This window comes from Niallia tiangongensis (genome assembly GCF_044704065.1).
In the GTDB taxonomy this organism is placed as follows: domain Bacteria; phylum Bacillota; class Bacilli; order Bacillales; family Cytobacillaceae; genus Niallia; species Niallia tiangongensis.
On record NZ_CP162613.1, the window covers coordinates 3,255,486 to 3,271,955 of the forward strand.

General features: G+C 35.0%; 17 protein-coding genes. 5 read left to right on the forward strand and 12 right to left on the reverse strand.

All coding sequences use genetic code 11. The annotated features are described in order from the left end of the window. Window positions 1–65 precede the first annotated feature (65 nt). A complete protein-coding gene (gene ispG / locus AB3U99_RS15725) occupies window positions 66–1,184 on the forward strand; it encodes a flavodoxin-dependent (E)-4-hydroxy-3-methylbut-2-enyl-diphosphate synthase (RefSeq protein WP_400248098.1) in 1,119 nt (372 codons plus the stop codon). A gap of 91 nt (window positions 1,185–1,275) precedes the next feature. Here ispG and AB3U99_RS15730 read toward each other — a convergent pair whose 3' ends face one another. Further along, on the reverse strand, window positions 1,276–1,644 hold the full coding sequence (locus AB3U99_RS15730; protein WP_400242423.1) for a DUF4190 domain-containing protein: 369 nt from the start codon (window positions 1,642–1,644) through the stop codon (window positions 1,276–1,278). A 169-nt stretch (window positions 1,645–1,813) separates the two neighbouring features. On the opposite strand from AB3U99_RS15730, the gene AB3U99_RS15735 reads away from it, so the two are divergent. Then, the gene (locus AB3U99_RS15735) at window positions 1,814–2,395 is read left to right on the forward strand and encodes a 5' nucleotidase, NT5C type (protein ID WP_400242425.1); all 582 of its coding nucleotides are present in this window, start codon (window positions 1,814–1,816) and stop codon (window positions 2,393–2,395) included. A 162-nt stretch (window positions 2,396–2,557) separates the two neighbouring features. On the opposite strand, the gene AB3U99_RS15740 is transcribed toward AB3U99_RS15735, so the two are convergent. Further along, window positions 2,558–2,971 carry a Fur family transcriptional regulator gene (locus tag AB3U99_RS15740; RefSeq protein WP_031535403.1) on the reverse strand — a complete coding sequence of 138 codons (414 nt, stop codon included), beginning with the start codon at window positions 2,969–2,971 and terminating at the stop codon, window positions 2,558–2,560. A gap of 290 nt (window positions 2,972–3,261) precedes the next feature. Here AB3U99_RS15740 and AB3U99_RS15745 point away from each other — a divergent pair, with 290 nt between their 5' ends. Continuing rightward, a complete protein-coding gene (locus AB3U99_RS15745) occupies window positions 3,262–3,519 on the forward strand; it encodes a DUF2624 family protein (protein ID WP_031535405.1) in 258 nt (85 codons plus the stop codon). A gap of 54 nt (window positions 3,520–3,573) precedes the next feature. Here the strand turns inward: AB3U99_RS15745 and AB3U99_RS15750 are convergent, their stop codons facing one another. Both AB3U99_RS15750 and AB3U99_RS15755 read right to left on the reverse strand, forming a co-directional pair. Further along, the gene (locus tag AB3U99_RS15750) at window positions 3,574–4,467 is read right to left on the reverse strand and encodes a deoxyribonuclease IV (RefSeq protein WP_400242427.1); all 894 of its coding nucleotides are present in this window, start codon (window positions 4,465–4,467) and stop codon (window positions 3,574–3,576) included. Window positions 4,468–4,489: 22 nt separating this feature from the next. Continuing rightward, window positions 4,490–5,800: a DEAD/DEAH box helicase gene (locus AB3U99_RS15755; RefSeq protein ID WP_400242429.1), complete on the reverse strand. Its 1,311-nt coding sequence runs from the start codon at window positions 5,798–5,800 to the stop codon at window positions 4,490–4,492. Between the two features lie 282 nt (window positions 5,801–6,082). Between AB3U99_RS15755 and vrrA the strand changes: the two genes are divergently transcribed. Both vrrA and AB3U99_RS15765 read left to right on the forward strand, forming a co-directional pair. After that, window positions 6,083–6,658, forward strand: a complete 576-nt coding sequence (vrrA, locus tag AB3U99_RS15760; RefSeq protein WP_400242431.1) for a VrrA/YqfQ family protein — start codon at window positions 6,083–6,085, stop codon at window positions 6,656–6,658. A 286-nt stretch (window positions 6,659–6,944) separates the two neighbouring features. Then, on the forward strand, window positions 6,945–7,886 hold the full coding sequence (locus tag AB3U99_RS15765) for a 4-hydroxy-3-methylbut-2-enyl diphosphate reductase (RefSeq protein WP_400242433.1): 942 nt from the start codon (window positions 6,945–6,947) through the stop codon (window positions 7,884–7,886). Between the two features lie 607 nt (window positions 7,887–8,493). On the opposite strand, the gene AB3U99_RS15770 is transcribed toward AB3U99_RS15765, so the two are convergent. The 8 genes from AB3U99_RS15770 to AB3U99_RS15805 form a co-directional block, all read right to left on the reverse strand. Further along, a complete protein-coding gene (locus tag AB3U99_RS15770) occupies window positions 8,494–9,609 on the reverse strand; it encodes a Nif3-like dinuclear metal center hexameric protein (RefSeq protein WP_400242435.1) in 1,116 nt (371 codons plus the stop codon). Then, the gene (locus tag AB3U99_RS15775) at window positions 9,596–10,318 is read right to left on the reverse strand and encodes a tRNA (adenine(22)-N(1))-methyltransferase (protein ID WP_400242437.1); all 723 of its coding nucleotides are present in this window, start codon (window positions 10,316–10,318) and stop codon (window positions 9,596–9,598) included. Before AB3U99_RS15775 ends, AB3U99_RS15770 begins: the two co-directional genes overlap by 14 nt. A gap of 26 nt (window positions 10,319–10,344) precedes the next feature. Beyond that, window positions 10,345–10,887: a hypothetical protein gene (locus AB3U99_RS15780; protein ID WP_400242439.1), complete on the reverse strand. Its 543-nt coding sequence runs from the start codon at window positions 10,885–10,887 to the stop codon at window positions 10,345–10,347. Window positions 10,888–11,043: 156 nt separating this feature from the next. Continuing rightward, a complete protein-coding gene (gene rpoD, locus AB3U99_RS15785) occupies window positions 11,044–12,168 on the reverse strand; it encodes an RNA polymerase sigma factor RpoD (RefSeq protein ID WP_016202990.1) in 1,125 nt (374 codons plus the stop codon). Between the two features lie 38 nt (window positions 12,169–12,206). Then, the gene (dnaG, locus tag AB3U99_RS15790) at window positions 12,207–14,021 is read right to left on the reverse strand and encodes a DNA primase (RefSeq protein WP_400242442.1); all 1,815 of its coding nucleotides are present in this window, start codon (window positions 14,019–14,021) and stop codon (window positions 12,207–12,209) included. 39 nt (window positions 14,022–14,060) lie between these two features. After that, complete coding sequence (locus tag AB3U99_RS15795; RefSeq protein ID WP_400242443.1) at window positions 14,061–14,522, reverse strand: YaiI/YqxD family protein; 462 nt, start codon at window positions 14,520–14,522, stop codon at window positions 14,061–14,063. 421 nt (window positions 14,523–14,943) lie between these two features. After that, the gene (locus tag AB3U99_RS15800; protein WP_400242445.1) at window positions 14,944–15,774 is read right to left on the reverse strand and encodes a pyruvate, water dikinase regulatory protein; all 831 of its coding nucleotides are present in this window, start codon (window positions 15,772–15,774) and stop codon (window positions 14,944–14,946) included. Then, entirely contained in the window at window positions 15,767–16,417 is a 651-nt protein-coding gene (locus AB3U99_RS15805) for a helix-turn-helix transcriptional regulator (protein ID WP_400248100.1), read from the reverse strand. Before AB3U99_RS15805 ends, AB3U99_RS15800 begins: the two co-directional genes overlap by 8 nt. Between the last annotated feature and the right edge of the window lie 53 nt (window positions 16,418–16,470).

Genomic DNA, 16,470 nt, shown 5'->3' on the forward strand with positions numbered 1-16,470 from the left:
ATAAATAAAAAGCTAAATTATTTTGGCTTGTCCAATATAAAAGGAGCGAATCACCATTGAGTGAAATTATTCATCGTACAAAAACCCGGCCAATTAAAGTCGCTAACTTAACAATTGGGGGAAGTAATGAATTATTTATTCAAAGCATGACAACTACAAAAACCCATGATGTTGAGGCAACTGTTGCCCAAATTAAACGTTTAGAGGAAGCTGGCTGTCAGGTTGTGCGTGTTGCATGTCCAGATGAACGTGCTGCAAATGCCATTAGCGAGATTAAAAAACAAATAAATATACCATTAGTAGTGGATATCCATTTCGATTATCGTTTAGCTTTAAAAGCAATTGAAGGTGGAGCAGATAAAATCCGAATCAACCCAGGTAACATTGGGAAAAGAGAAAAAGTTGAAGCGGTTGTAAAAGCTGCAAAAGCAAAAGGAATTCCGATACGAATTGGTGTTAATGCTGGTTCTTTAGAGAAAAAAATTCTCGAGAAATACGGTTACCCAACTGCAGACGGAATGGTCGAGAGTGCCCTGCACCATATCAAAATATTAGAAGACCTTGATTTCCATGATATCATTGTTTCCATGAAGGCTTCTGATGTTAACTTAGCCATTGAAGCATATGAAAAAGCAGCAAAAGCATTTGACTATCCTTTACATTTAGGTATCACAGAATCTGGTACACTATTTGCTGGTACAGTAAAAAGTGCTGCTGGTCTAGGTGCTATTTTAAGTAAAGGCATCGGAAATACTTTACGTATATCCTTAAGTGCGGATCCTGTTGAGGAAGTAAAAGTTGCCCGAGAACTGTTAAAGTCATTTGGTCTTTCTTCCAATGCAGCAACGTTAATTTCCTGTCCAACTTGCGGCCGAATTGAAATCGACTTGATTAGTATTGCCAATGAAGTGGAAGAGTACATCTCTACAATTAAAGCACCTATTAAGGTTGCAGTTCTAGGCTGTGCAGTTAATGGACCAGGTGAAGCAAGAGAAGCAGACATTGGTATTGCTGGTGCCCGTGGAGAAGGATTACTATTCCGCAAAGGAAAGATTGTCCGTAAAGTGCCCGAGGAGATAATGGTAGAAGAACTTAAGAAAGAAATCGATGCAATAGCTGAAGAGTATTTTGCGAAAAAAGCAGCTGAAGAAGCTGAAAAGAATGGTACAATTAACGTTCAATGATAAATAACAAAAGGAAGGAAATTTCCTTTCTCTAGTAAGAAAATCTAACCTCCTGATAGAGGTTAGATTTTTTTGATTCCCCATTTTCTTGTTAAAAGAATGGGGCAATAAAAATTCCAATGATAATGGAGATGGCACCTAGAGTAATGGCCCAAGTTCCAAGTGCTGATGCTCCCCTTCTTCTTGCGATGAATCCTAATACTATCCCAACAATACCTAATATAATAGGCATTACAAATAAAGATAGGATAGAAATGACTAGAGCTGTAATTCCAATTCCTTTTCCTCCTACTACACTTCTGTCTCTCTCAACTTCAGAGGTCACTGGACGTGTAGCATTAAAAGCCATCGGTGGTGTTATCTCTGCTGATGTTTCTTCCAAATAATCAACAGGTGATCCAGTTCGCTCTCTATCTTGAAAATCGTGACTGTATCCTTCATTGCTGTTTTGATCTGCCATGATGATCCCTCGCTTTCTTTAATAGGAGCATTTATTATCATCACCAAATTCTCTGTCACTATGTCTGTAAATGTTTTACATGACAATTCCCTTTTTGACTTCTCCCCTTTTCCTTGTCCTCATTATTTGTTAAGCTAGATAAGAACAACTTTGAACAAAGGAGCATAAAATGAAAAAAATGCGTTTTGGAATCGATATTGATGGGACCGTAACAAGCCCTGCTACGTTTGTTCCCTTTTTAAATGAAAGCTTTCAATTGAATATTACATTAGAGGATGTTGTTCAATATGAATTTTATCCTTTAGTCAACGTTTCTAACGAAGAGTTTGACAAATGGTTTATAGAAAATGAGGCAAGAATTTACACGGCCTCCCCCCTTGCTGAAGGCGCAAATGTCGTATTACAAAAATGGGCAAACCAACATGAACTAATATTTATTAGTGCAAGAGGCAAAGGGATGCTTGAACTAACAAAAGAATGGTTTATTAATAATGGAATCAGCTTTGATCATATTGAATTAATTGGTTCCCATCATAAAATTGCAGCTGCCCAAAAAAACAAGGTGGATATTTTCTTTGAAGATAAGCATGATAATGCCGTATTGCTTCATGAGGAATTGGGAATTCCAGTAATTCTCTTTGATACACCTTATAATCGGAAATCAATTCCTGAAGGGGTTAAACGGGTAACTACTTGGAATGAAGCGTATGAGTGGGTTGAAGAGTGGGCTAACACTCAAGTAAATAAATAAACTTCATTTTATCCCTTTACTACATAGTATTTATTAAAGACTTTTTACTAAAAGATTGTTGTTTTTCAAAAAAATTTAAAGTCATAATACTGCTAACTTTACGAAAACAACCTTATAATAAGAAAAAAACGAAGCAATATCCTAATAGATATGCTTCGTTTTTTAGTTTTGACACTCTGGACATTTCCCATAAATTTCAAATTTATGACCAGAAACATCGTACCCTTTTAAACTTTCTGTAAGTTCTTCCATTGGACATGTAATAATTTCTTTCGTTTTCCCACAATCCAAGCAAATGAAATGATGGTGGTGGTGATGGTGAGAACAAGTAAAGCGAAAATGTTTTTCGCCATTTAATTCTGTCATTTCAAAAATATCTAATTCAGCAAATAATGATAGATTGCGGTATATCGTATCAAAACTTAAACCTGGATAATCATCTTTTAATGACTCTAGAACATCCTTTGCAGTTAAATATTTATTTTCATTAGAAAATAATGCTAAGATATCTTCTCTCTTGTCTGTATGTTTGTATCCTTTTTCCTTTAGGATATCAAGTGCAGTTTGCACATTCATTTTCTCCACCTCATTTCTGCCAATCTTTTTTATTATAAAGGCACTAATCCTTCAAAATATCTAGCGTGTTTTTTACCTCTACAACGAACTTTATCTTTATAAAAGGCACTAAACAAAAAATCTATAGTAATCATTACGATTTATTAACGTTTAATAGTATCAAAATCAGTATACAAGAACGAATGATTGTTGTAAAGATATCTTCTTTTGTATATCTAAATGAGAGAAATCAAAAAAAAATTAGCACATTTTAGTCTTTCCCCTCATATGTTAGAATGGGGAGTGATGACATGAAAATTTTTGAAAACATAATCAATCATAAAATTAACAACATAACCTCTACTGAACTAATGAAATACAGTAAACAGTTCAAAATTAAAATCACAAACGAAGAAGCCGTAAAGCTTGCTAATCATCTTAATGGCCGAAAAATCAATATTTTCAAGCCTAATGAACGCGCGCAATTAATCAGAGAGGTAGCTAAATTAACAAGTCCTGCTACAGCAAAGGAACTAAACGAGTTATTTAATTTATTTGCAGAGCAGTAAACTACCATACTTAAACTTCAAAATCGAAATAAAAAACGCTCAAATGAGCGTTTTTTAACTTTGTAAGATTTCTTCCAATAGGTTTGCATTGAATGCCTTATTTTTAATCATTTCGATTTCATGCTTATAAGGTGCTTTCTTATTCGTTTTATCTATCCCAACATATGGTGTTTCCAATATTTTTGGAACATTTTCAAGCTCGGGATGATGAACAATTTTCACTAATGCATCAAAACCGATTTGACCGTAACCGATATTTTCATGTCTATCTTTTCTTGCGCCAAGGATATTTTTACTATCGTTAATATGCAATACCTTTAATTTATCAATTCCCACGATTCGATCGAATTCTTCTAATACCCCATCAAAATCTTCTACAATATTATATCCAGCATCATGGGTATGACATGTATCAAAGCATACCGATAATTTATCATTATGGGTAACACCTTCCATAATCATTGCTAATTCTTCAAAGCTACGACCACATTCAGATCCTTTTCCAGCCATTGTTTCAAGCGCTATCTGCAGATTTTCCTTCCCAGTAAGTACTTCATTTAAGCCTTCAATAATCTTTTTTATGCCAACTTCAGCACCTGCTCCCACATGTGCGCCTGGATGCAAAACAATTTGTTTTGCTCCTAGTGCTACCGTTCTTTCAATTTCACTGCGTAAAAAGTTAACTCCCAATTCAAAGGTAGCTGGGTTCGTAGTATTAGCAATATTAATAATATATGGTGCATGCACGATAATATCCTCTATGCCATTTTGCTCCATATGAAGCTGACCTGCTGCAATATTTAAATCTTCTATTTTCTTTCTTCTTGTATTTTGGGGTGCACCAGTATAAATCATGAAAGTATTAGCACCATAGGAGACTGCTTCTTCACTAGCTCCCAGCAACATCTTTTTTCCGCTCATTGATACATGTGAACCAATTTTCAACAAATCAAACAACTCCTCTTTGCCCCTATTTTTTTCTACTCTTAATTCGTTTTTCTCTCTTTTTAATTGTTTCTACTTGTTGTTGCATTTTTTTCTTATAGCCAGGTTTAACCTTTTTCGGTTTTTTAACAAGTGACTTAGCCTTTACATCAATTTCATCCACTTGCTTCTTGCGGTTTTTGCGGCGATTACGATCTTCTAATTCTATCCATTCGCCTTTCTTAAGATCCATATGCTTAAATTCAACGCCTAGTTTTTCCAACTGATTTAGCTTATCTTCATCTGACGTCTCATATATTGTTAAGGCAATACCTGAATAACCTGCTCTTGCTGTTCTTCCTACACGATGCACATAAAAATCTAAGTCTGTTGGTAACTCATAATTGATAACATGACTAATTCCTTTAATATCAATTCCTCTTGCCGCTAAATCAGTAGCTATGATGTATTGGAATTCTAAATCAAGTATTTGTTTCATTACTTTTTTGCGTTCACGAGGTGTTAAACCACCATGTATTCTTGCAACCTTAAGACCCTTGTTTGATAAACCATTAGCAACTTCATCACACATTTGCTTTGTATTTGTAAATACAATCGCAAGATAAGGGTTAAAACTTACTAATGCTTCATATACCGTTGTAATTTTATCACGATGTCTAGAAGGAATTAGCACATGTTCTATTTTTGCTGCCGTCAACTGCTTTGGTTCGATATGAACAAACGTTGGATTTTCTAAATATTTCTTTAAAAACGGCTTTAATTTCTCAGGGATTGTCGCAGAGAATACAAACATGCTTAGATCCTTTGGCATCTTTGAAGCAATTTGATCGACATCTTCAATAAAGCCCATATCAAGCATAAGGTCAGCTTCATCAACGATTAAAATTTTTGCCGTATGCACAAATAATGCTTGTTCTTTGACAAGATCATTAATTCTTCCAGGTGTACCTACAACAATTTGTGGCTGTATTTTTAACTTTTCAATTGAACGCTGTTTATCCGTACCTCCAATAAATAGGCGGGAAGTTATTGGCTGTTCTGAATGCTTAATTATTTTCAAAATTTCTTGATTAATTTGATTCGCTAATTCTCTTGTAGGTGCTGTTATAACAGCTTGTACCGCTTGCTTTTCAGCAACTATTCTTTGAATAATTGGTAAAACATACGAATGTGTTTTACCTGTTCCAGTTTGTGATTGACCAATTGCACTTTCCCCTTTTAAAACAAGAGGAATTACTTTCTGTTGAATTTCCGTCGGCTCGAAAAAACCTAATTCATCAATTGCATCTATAATAAATGGTTTTAACTCGTATTGTTTAAATTGATTATTACTCATATATAAAACTCCTTAATAGCCAGATAAATGAGCGTGCGCAGATTTGGCATTTATCTATAGCTCTTTTGTCCATCATTTTATTATAATAAAAATTTACCTAAAAGGCTATAACGAGTACCCTTTTTATTTTTTCCAATACCATAAATCAAATAAATGTTTTATCCCTAATCCTAGCATTTTACATTACATATGACACTATCCATTATTTCTTTGTAAAACCTAAACATCTTGCGAGTCTTTGCATACTCTATAAAGTAGTATAAGTGAAAGGAGGCGTTTTATATGATGCCACCAAGACCACGTGGACCATTCCAAGGACCACCAATGGGCGGAAGAATGCCAGGAATGAGAGGTCCAACTAACTTTCCTGGAGGTGCAATGGGCAGAGGTGGAGCACCTAGCAGAGGAAGTGGCGGCGGTTTATTATCCAAACTTCTTGGAGGCGGTAATAATGCTGCAGGAGCTGCTACAAACGCAGGGGCTAGGAGTGCTGCATCTGGAGGCGGCGGATTGCTAAAAACATTGACCAACCCTTCTTCCATTAATGGATTTTTAGCAAATTCTCAAAAATTCCTTAATACAGCAAGCCAAATTGGACCTATGGTCAATCAATATGGACCAATGGTTAAAAATATCCCGGCTATTTGGAAAATGTACAGAGGATTAACAAGCTCCAGCAAAGAAACAGAAGAAGTAGACGTTGCGGAGCAAGCAACAGATTCAGTAAAAAGCGAACTTACAAAGAAATCAGTTAAAAAGAAACAAACAAAAGAAGTCGATAATGTTATCGATGACTTTGAAATGGAATCAGTACATGAAAAACCTAAAGGTGCTCCAAAACCAAAGTTATATGTATAAATATCCTTGACCTTACAAGCATTATCCATAAAATGGTTCATTCTAAATAGGCTCCATTATGAAACAGCCCATTACAAAGAGTGAGTCTAAAAGTGGCTTTTGCTTTATTTGGTCTTTTTTTTAGTTTTTTTTATAATCTTTTATGAATATTCCTTTTCCAGACAGTTATACTTTGTAAACAGCTCTTATGTTATATATAATATACATGTTATATTATTGGTGGAAATAATAGTATCTATTACTTAATATATTGTTATTAGAAGTATCATGCAGGAGGAATCGGAGAATGAAAGTCATAAAAATCGCACCTCGGGGCTATTGCTACGGTGTTGTTGATGCAATGGTAATTGCTAGAAATGCTGCTTTAGATAAAACATTGCCTCGTCCCATTTATATTCTTGGGATGATAGTTCACAATAAGCATGTTACAGATGCATTCGAAGAAGAAGGCATTATCACATTGGATGGACAAAACCGAAAAGAAATATTGGAAAAAGTAAACTCAGGTACAGTTATTTTTACTGCACATGGTGTATCACCAGAGGTTCGTAAAATAGCGGAAGAAAAGGGATTAGTTACATTGGACGCAACTTGTCCAGATGTAACTAAAACCCATGATTTGATTAGAGAAAAAGAAAAAGTAGGTTACTACATTATTTATATAGGGAAAAAAGGTCACCCTGAACCAGAAGGAGCAGTTGGTGTTGCTCCACATGCTGTTTCATTGGTAGAAACACAAGAAGATATTAGTACTTTAGAAATTAATCGTGAGAAAATACTAGTTACAAACCAGACAACGATGAGTCAATGGGATGTTGCTGATTTAATGGAAAACATTAAGGAAAGATTTCCACATGCTGAATTTCATAAAGAAATCTGCTTAGCTACCCAAGTAAGACAAGAAGCAGTTGCCAAACAAGCTGGAGAAGCAGACGTATTAATTGTTGTAGGGGATCCCAAAAGCAACAACTCCAATCGCTTAGCCCAAGTTTCAGAGGAAATTGCCGATACTAAGGCATATCGTATAACAGACATTTCCGAACTGAAGCTAGAGTGGCTGAAAGATGCAAAAAGTGTTGCAGTTACAGCTGGTGCATCTACTCCAACCCCAATCACAAAAGAGGTTATTAATTTTCTAGATCAATATGATCCTGCAGATGAAAGCACATGGCAATTGGAAAAGAAAGTTCCTTTAAATAAAATCTTGCCAAAAGTAAAAGTGAAATAATATTGAAACAAGCGTTCACTATAAAGTGGGACGCTTGTTTTTCTAATTTTTTCTTTTATTCCTTTAGTTGATGAACGCCATTTTTCTCTTCTTAATTTCTGCTTTTGATTTTCTCCTTGATGAACACCACTCCTCTCATACACAACTTATTTCTCTTACTACGAATGGCAACTTTTTTAGGTTATCATACTTTTAAATTCACAATCATTCATTCTCCACTAGAATCAAAAAGAGGCTGGGACAAAAGCATTTCAACTAATAATAAACACGAACTTTTGTATAGTTAATACACATAAAAGTTCGTGTTTGTCAGTTTGGAAAAAAGTTTAAAAACGAAGTGAAATGGAGCGGAGGACGCTCGACTCCTGCAGGAAATAGAGGACGCTTTAGACCCCGCAGCTCAGCGAGTAGGCTCAGCTTCCTCCCCGAAGCATCGTGCGTCTGTAGTGCAATGGAACGACTTAGTTTTTACACTTAACTATATTTAAATACATAGATAACCATCATGAGAAAGTAACTTTATTTAAGAGCTAAATTAGAGGTTGTTCGTCTTTAAAGATTGGTTATTTAGTTTTGTCCCAACCTCTTTATTTCTCAAAAATCTTCTTTATATAAAAGTAAACGGATCTGTATGAATAACGGAAGGAAAAATCTCCACCTCATAGCCTTTGTTTTTACACATTTCCGTTAAAACCTTTGCAACGCCAGTCTTCATCACTTTTTCTACATTGTGTCCTGGATCGATAATATTTAATCCTACTGCTTGAGCATCATGGGCAATATGATAATACATATCTCCTGTAATATAGACATCTGCGCCCTTCCTTAAAGCATGGGAATAATATTTATTACCGTCTCCACCTAAGACTGCCACTTTTTTGACCTTTGCATCTAAATTTCCGACTACACGTACCCCATCGACTTCAAGAACCTCTTTGACATGATTAGCAAATTCTAGTAATGTCGACTCTTTTACTTTACCTATTCGACCTAAACCTAATTGCTCCCCTTTTATTTGTAAATCATAGATATCATAAGCAACTTCTTCATAGGGATGAGCTTTAAACATCGCTTTTACTATATTCTTTTCTTTAGAAGCTAGGTAAACTGATTCTATTTTCACTTCTTCTACATGCTCTAATTTATTTACACTACCAATGTATGGTTCTGCCCCCTCTAACGGTTGGAATTCACCGATACCCTCTGTCGAAAAAACACAATGACTATAATTTCCTATCGCACCAGCACCTGCATCGCCTATTGCTTTTTTCACCTGTTCAGCATGATTTTTAGGTACATAAACGACTAATTTCTTTAACTTATCCTCATAGGTTGGTACTAGTACTTCTGCTTCCTGCAATCCTAAAGCATCACTTAAAAGGTCATTGACCCCACCTTTTGCGACATCAAGATTTGTATGAGCAGCATAGACTGCAATATCATGCTTAATTAATTTATGCATTAATTTTCCAGATGGATTATCCATTGTTATTTTGGATAGCGAACGAAAAATAGGAGGATGATGGGCAATAATTAAATCCACTGCTTTTGAAATTGCTTCCTCAACTACTTCGTCAAGAACATCCAATGCTATCATTACACGCTTAACAGGTCTGCTTAAATCTCCTACTTGTAATCCTATTTTATCGTCTTCCATTGCATATTCCTTAGGAGAGAATTGTTCAAACAAAGATATTATTTCATAGCCATTAATAGTCTTCATTGTTCATCACCTCATCCACTAATCTAATTTTTTCTTGCAGTTCTTTACGTTTTTGAGTATTTTCTTCTGATTCAGGTGCAGAATCCAGCTGTGTAAGTATCCGCTGCCAATTTTTTTTCTCAAGCGTCCATTTTTTAACGAAGGCAGCATTTTTTTCTTTCATTAAAAATGGTCCAAATAATAATGTCCTCACTTTATTCGATTCGTATAAAGAATAAGAATCCCCTTTTTCAGCAACTAAAACCTCGTATATTTTCCCATCCTCTTCCAAAATCTCTTCAGCTACTAAAGTCCAAGCATTTTTCAATAGCCACTCTCGAATAGAAGATGCACTAACATTAGGCTGTAAGATTAGTCTTTGAACAGAATCTTTTAGTTTATTCTTACCGTTTTCTAAAATCGTTGCGATTAATGTTCCGCCCATGCCTGCAATCGTTACGCAATCCACTTCATTTGGCTCGATTACTTCTAAGCCATTTCCTTTTCTTACAGAAATTTTTGAAGTTAATCCCTCCTGCTTTACTTGTTTAACAGCAGATTGGTAAGGACCTTCAACCACTTCTCCGGCAATCGCAAAATGAACATCATTTCTTTTCACCATATAGCATGGCAAATACGCGTGATCGGATCCAATATCCGCAAATCTTGCATTTCTAGGTATGTATTTTGCAACGGTTTCTAATCGTTTGGATAATTTATCTGTATTCATTATTAACACCACATTTCAAATTCTAGTTAAAGCAAATACTTTGATACAATAAGTATTATTAGTAAAAAAGCCCCGATAATAGCGGAAATCGTAAAATATAATAATTTATACCTCTTCCCACATAAATACCAAAATAAACAATTAAGGAATAAAATGATATATAAAAATATTATTTCATTAGAAAAAAATTTCAAACCAAAGACTACACTACATAAAAGAATGATAATTGCAGCAACAGTAGCCGGTATATCTACATTTAACTGATTTTTATTATACAAAAAAATCCCGACAAAACAAAAAATCAGAAAAATTAGTGAAATAGCCATTTGCAAAATGAAAGACAATTCAGTAAAATATAATAAAAATATAGTTATTGGAATGAAAGAAAAGAATAGAAGTGAAAAGATGAATATGATACTTTTGCCTTCTTTCTTTACCTGACTTTTTTCCACACCATTACCTTCCGTATACAAAGTAAGTAAATAATCACAATAATGTTCTGGAAGCATCTTATTTTCTTTCCAATAGGCAATTTCCTTTACAATAATCATTTTTCTCTGATCTTGCATCTTAAAGCATCACTTCCTTTTATTTAAGTAATAAGCCAAGTAGGAAAATTTAACATTTATCATTTCTAACCTTAAAAAAAAGAAATAGCCACTTCATACAGGAAGTAAACTATTTCTTTATGGAATCATATTGAAGATTACTAAGCCGTAGGCAACTTACTCTAAGAAATCTTTCAATCGTTTGCTTCTGCTTGGATGTCTTAACTTTCTTAATGCTTTTGCTTCAATTTGACGAATTCTCTCACGTGTTACACCGAATACTTTTCCTACTTCTTCAAGTGTACGTGTACGGCCATCGTCAAGCCCAAAACGCAATCTTAAAACATTTTCTTCTCTATCTGTTAATGTATCTAATACGTCTTCTAATTGCTCTTTAAGTAATTCATAAGCAGCATGCTCTGAAGGAGAAGTAGCATCTTGGTCCTCTATAAAATCGCCTAAATGAGAATCATCTTCTTCACCAATCGGTGTTTCTAAAGAAACAGGCTCTTGCGCGATTTTTAAAATTTCTCTTACTTTGTCTGGTGATAGATCCATGTCTTCCCCAATTTCTTCAGGAGTTGGTTCGCGGCCAAGATCCTGTAGTAATTGACGTTGCACACGAATTAATTTATTTATGGTTTCAACCATATGCACAGGTATACGAATTGTTCTCGCTTGGTCCGCAATCGCACGTGTGATTGCTTGACGAATCCACCATGTTGCGTACGTACTAAATTTAAATCCCTTTTCATAATCAAACTTTTCAACTGCTTTGATTAAACCCATATTTCCTTCTTGGATTAAATCAAGGAACTGCATTCCACGTCCAACATAACGTTTAGCAATACTTACAACCAAGCGCAAGTTAGCTTCTGCTAGACGGCGTTTTGCTTCTTCGTCGCCTTGTAATATACGCTTTGCTAAATTTATCTCTTCTTCTGCAGAAAGTAAATCAACTCTTCCGATTTCTTTCAAATACATACGAACTGGATCATTTATTTTTACACCTGGGGGAACACTTAGGTCATTTAAATCGAATTCTTCCTCCCCTTTTGCAAGCTCTTGGACATTCGGTGCTTCTTCTTCACCATCACCGATTAATTCGACTCCCTGATCACCTAAAAATTCGTAAAACTCATCCATTTGGTGAGAATCTAATTCAAAACTGGATAATTTCTCAGCAATATCATCATATGCGAGCACACCCGTTTTTTTACCTACTTCTGTTAATTGTTCCTTTACCTGATCAAGGGTTAGTTCCGTTTCAATCTCTTTTGAACGGGCAGACTTCTCAGCCATATGTCCCCCTCCTTCCAAAAAATCAAGACAATAATATACTATTTTAACTTTTTTTCTAATAAAAGAACTTCCATGCCAATTTGCGCAGCTTTTATATAGTCATTTTGACGTTCTGCATCTTTCAGCATTTGCTTCTTTTCCTTTATTTCAAGCAATTTCTCATAATTAATGATTTGTTTCATATAATCACTAATTTCTACTTCACTTACCTCTTCATTCACTTCCATCATTTCGATTTCGGCTACGATCCGTTGTAAGTCTGGATCGTCAATAAAATTCATAAATGAACTTGTATCGTTGCCTAGACCCTTTTCATAATAAGCAAGAAGATAAGTAAAGATTGCTTGGTGTTCATCAATATTAAATGCTTTTCCCTGTAAAGAGTCTTGCACTTTGTAGGCAATATCCTCACTTTTAAACATATGTGCAAGCAGTCTTTTTTCCGCAGTATGATATGCTGGTAATAATCCGGTTGCACGTTTTTTTACCGTATATTGTTTTACAGGAACAACATTTTTTTCAACAGCATAATCGTTTGGAACTGATTGTTCCATCTGCATCTCTTGCTGCTTCAATGCCTCTAAAGAGAGAGAAAATTCATCTGCTAGCTGTCGTAAATAAAGATCTTTTTCTACCGCCTTCTCCAGTTTAGCAATTTCTCCTATTACTTCTTCTATATAAGCGAGTTTATCTCCTTCATTTTGAAGATTTTTCCCTCTTCGATAGTAAAGCAATTTAAATCCCATGAAAGGCAGGCTTCCATGAAGTATTTCCTGTTGCAATTTATCTTCCCCAAATTTATTCACATAATCATCTGGGTCCATTCCATCTGGTAACATTACTACTTTTACAACACAATTAGCCTTTGTAAGAAGCTGTCCTGCACGAAAGGCTGCTTCTATCCCAGCTGAATCAGAATCATAACAAATTGTTATATTTCGTGCGTTTCTTTTTAGAATTGCGATATGTTCCTCCGTTATGGACGTCCCCATTGTCGCAACACTATTTTCAACTCCCGCTCTTGTAGCAGCTATAACATCTGCAAATCCTTCGAAAAGAACGGTGTGTTGAAGCTTTCGTATTATAGGCCTTGCTTTATGAAAATTGTAAAGTGTATTGCTTTTATTAAAAATTGGTGTTTCTGGACTGTTAAGATATTTGGGATTATTATCCCCTAAAGCACGTCCAGAAAACGCAATTGTGTTACCATTTCGATCATAGATAGGGAATATTATTCGATCGCGAAAACGATCAAAATATTTCTCATCCCTTTCACTTTTTACAATCAAACCAGCTTTTTCTAATAGCGAAACATCAAATTTACGTTTCCCTAAAAACTTCACAGCTAAATCCCAAGAATTAAGTGTATAGCCTATTTGGAACTTTTCAATGATAGGTAAAGTAAAGCCCCTATTAGACAAATATTCTAATGCATGCTGACCATCCTTTGTGTTTACGAGCAAATGATGGTAGAATTTAGATAATAAATCATGTGCATCAATCATTTGCTGTAAATTTTCAGGAATGGCTGGTTTTCTTTCCAGCTCAGCCACTTCTATCCCTAAGTCAATATTTGTTCGGTCAGCTAGACTTGAAGCAACTTCTACAAATGAAGATCCTTCTAAGTCCATAAGGAAAGTAAATACATTTCCACCTGCATGACAGCCGAAGCAATGGAATATCTGTTTATCTGGCGATACAGTAAAAGAAGGTGTTTTTTCGCCGTGAAAAGGACAAAGACCGATGAAATTGCGCCCTTGTCTTGTAAGGGATACATGTTCTCCAATGATTTCAACAATATCAGTAGCTTGCTTAATTTCATTGAGTTTTTCTTCAGGAATGCGCGCCACCATTATCTACACATCTCCCTACTTATTGCCTACTTTAAAGAATTATTCGACGTAACCAATCGATTCTCCTTCATTTTTCGACAAAATCCTTATAAAATTTCTTCTGAATTTTTGTCGATCCTCTTCAGTATAAGGTTTTGGCCCTTTACCATATACCCCTTTTCGTCTTGCCTTAGCAGATAAATAGCGCATATCAAGTGCAGTATTTATACTTTTCTCCTCAAAAATTACTCCTCTTGGTGAGAGGACAGTAACTTTCTTTAACAATAACGTAGAGGCTAGCCCAATATCTTGAGTGACGACAATATCCTGTTTTTTGGTAGCATTCATAATAAATAAATCCACAGCTTCTTTATCGCTATCCACATACTTCCACTTCTGTTCGTCATTTTCTTTCATCATATGTGCATAGGATGCAACGAATAGCAATTCATAATGATAATAAGAAGCTATTTCGACAATATCTTCTTTTACAGGACAGGAATCAGCATCAACATATATCATATGTTTCCCTAATGTACTATTAATTCTACATCACTCCACATATTCCTTCTTCCTAAATAATTTTTTCATGAAAGAAGTAATGTCGAAATTTTTTTATCCCTTTCCTTGACTTCTCACAATAAATAGTTTATTCGTAAAAAGCCAAGTCTAAACCTAAAACATGATACTTTTTTATCACAATTTTTTATTATAGTACAAATCCGCTTGAAATTCCATCTTTTTTTATCTATAATTATTCCTTTTATGCCATACTAGAACCAAAAAATGCGAAAAATAATTATTAGTCATTTAAAATAGCTGATTTTATAAAGTTAGAGCTCACTTCAAAAAATACAATACTCAAGTTTTTTACAATTAAAAACTTGATTCTACAATTGGAGAATCAAGCCTTTACCACTTAATCTTCTATATAAACTCGTAGTTATCTGTCTACATTATATTTGGATCTATAATACAAGCTGTGAATAATATTTGCTGTTTCTTCCACCGCTTTATTCGTAACATCAATAACTGGACAACCCAGTCGATTCACAATATCGTCAAAATAGGTTAGCTCTTCTTTTATTCTTTCAATTTGCGCATAACTCGCTTGGTCACTTAAGCCTAAGGAAATAAGGCGCTCTTTTCTAATATTGTTTAATTTTGTCGGACTTATTTTCAATCCAAAACATTTGCTCGCCGGTACTTGAAATAACTCTTTTGGCGGGTCTACCTCGGGCACAATCGGTACATTTGCTACTTTGACCCTTTTATGGGCTAAAAATTGTGAAAGGGGTGTTTTAGAGGTTCTAGAAACACCAATTAATATGATATCAGCCTTCTCTAATCCCCTCGAATCCCTGCCATCATCATATTTCACAGCAAATTCTATTGCTTCAACTTTTTTAAAATAGTCTTCATCTAGTTTTCGAACAAGACCTGGTTCATACAGTGGAGTCTTTCCCCATAGCACTTGAAATTGGTCAATAATTGGTCCAATTATATCGCATGCATATACCCCTTCTTGCCGAGCTAGCTCACTCATATAATTACGAATTTCTGGTTTAACAAGTGTATAGGCAATCATTCCATGCTCAAGTTTTGCTTGCATTACTACTTCATGAATATTCGATTTATCCTCTACAAATGGAAATCTTTTGATTAATACATTTACATTATGTCCGGAAAATTGGCTGATTGCTGCTTTTGTTACAAGTTCAGCTGTTTCACCAACCGAATCAGATACAACATAGATAATTTGTCTTTCAGTCATTTTGTTCCTCCACAATTCCATCACGATTATTAGACAAGTCTACAAACGCTCTAGTAATATTTGTTTTCGAAACCCTTCCTATTACAAGAAGACCATTCTCCGTCTTTTCTACAACTGGGAGTGCATCAATTTCACGATTCATTAATTTACAACCAACATCTACTAATATTTCTTCTTTAAAACAATACGTGACATTCGGCATCCTAGTCATAATAATTGCAACTGGCAAAGAGTTTAACTCTTGTTTACCAATACTTGCTCTCAATAGATCTTTGCGGGAAACAACTCCTGTTAATGTAGAGTCTTCATCAACGACAAAAATGGTTCCAACATCTTCTGTAAACATAATTACGATTGCGTCATATACAGAGGAATTTTCATGAACCACAACTGGATGGGAATAATAATCCTTCACTAATATATTGCGAATATTATCGATTACTTGCCTTTCCGAGTTTTTTCCAGTATAGAAGTACCCTACACGAGGTCTTGCATCTAAAAAGCCAGCCATTGTCAATATCGCTAAATCTGGTCGAAGGGTAGCCCTTGTCAGATTTAATTTATCTGCAATATGCTCACCTGTAATGGGACCATTCTCTTTTACTATTTCAATTATTCTTTCTTGACGTTTATTCAGTTCGATCTCCTATTCACCACCTTCATTTAGGTAACGATATCTACTAACTATTATATACG

Coding starts and splice junctions, on each gene's coding strand:
- AB3U99_RS15730 (WP_400242423.1), bottom strand. CDS start 1,644: ATGGCAGATCAAAACAGCAATGAAGGATACAGTCACGATTTTCAAGAT.
- dnaG (WP_400242442.1), bottom strand. CDS start 14,021: ATGGTGGCGCGCATTCCTGAAGAAAAACTCAATGAAATTAAGCAAGCT.
- AB3U99_RS15800 (WP_400242445.1), bottom strand. CDS start 15,774: ATGACTGAAAGACAAATTATCTATGTTGTATCTGATTCGGTTGGTGAA.
- AB3U99_RS15775 (WP_400242437.1), bottom strand. CDS start 10,318: ATGAATACAGATAAATTATCCAAACGATTAGAAACCGTTGCAAAATAC.
- AB3U99_RS15745 (WP_031535405.1), top strand. CDS start 3,262: ATGAAAATTTTTGAAAACATAATCAATCATAAAATTAACAACATAACC.
- AB3U99_RS15795 (WP_400242443.1), bottom strand. CDS start 14,522: ATGATATATGTTGATGCTGATTCCTGTCCTGTAAAAGAAGATATTGTC.
- AB3U99_RS15740 (WP_031535403.1), bottom strand. CDS start 2,971: ATGAATGTGCAAACTGCACTTGATATCCTAAAGGAAAAAGGATACAAA.
- AB3U99_RS15765 (WP_400242433.1), top strand. CDS start 6,945: ATGAAAGTCATAAAAATCGCACCTCGGGGCTATTGCTACGGTGTTGTT.
- AB3U99_RS15770 (WP_400242435.1), bottom strand. CDS start 9,609: ATGAAGACTATTAATGGCTATGAAATAATATCTTTGTTTGAACAATTC.
- AB3U99_RS15755 (WP_400242429.1), bottom strand. CDS start 5,800: ATGAGTAATAATCAATTTAAACAATACGAGTTAAAACCATTTATTATA.
- rpoD (WP_016202990.1), bottom strand. CDS start 12,168: ATGGCTGAGAAGTCTGCCCGTTCAAAAGAGATTGAAACGGAACTAACC.
- vrrA (WP_400242431.1), top strand. CDS start 6,083: ATGATGCCACCAAGACCACGTGGACCATTCCAAGGACCACCAATGGGC.
- AB3U99_RS15735 (WP_400242425.1), top strand. CDS start 1,814: ATGAAAAAAATGCGTTTTGGAATCGATATTGATGGGACCGTAACAAGC.
- AB3U99_RS15780 (WP_400242439.1), bottom strand. CDS start 10,887: ATGCAAGATCAGAGAAAAATGATTATTGTAAAGGAAATTGCCTATTGG.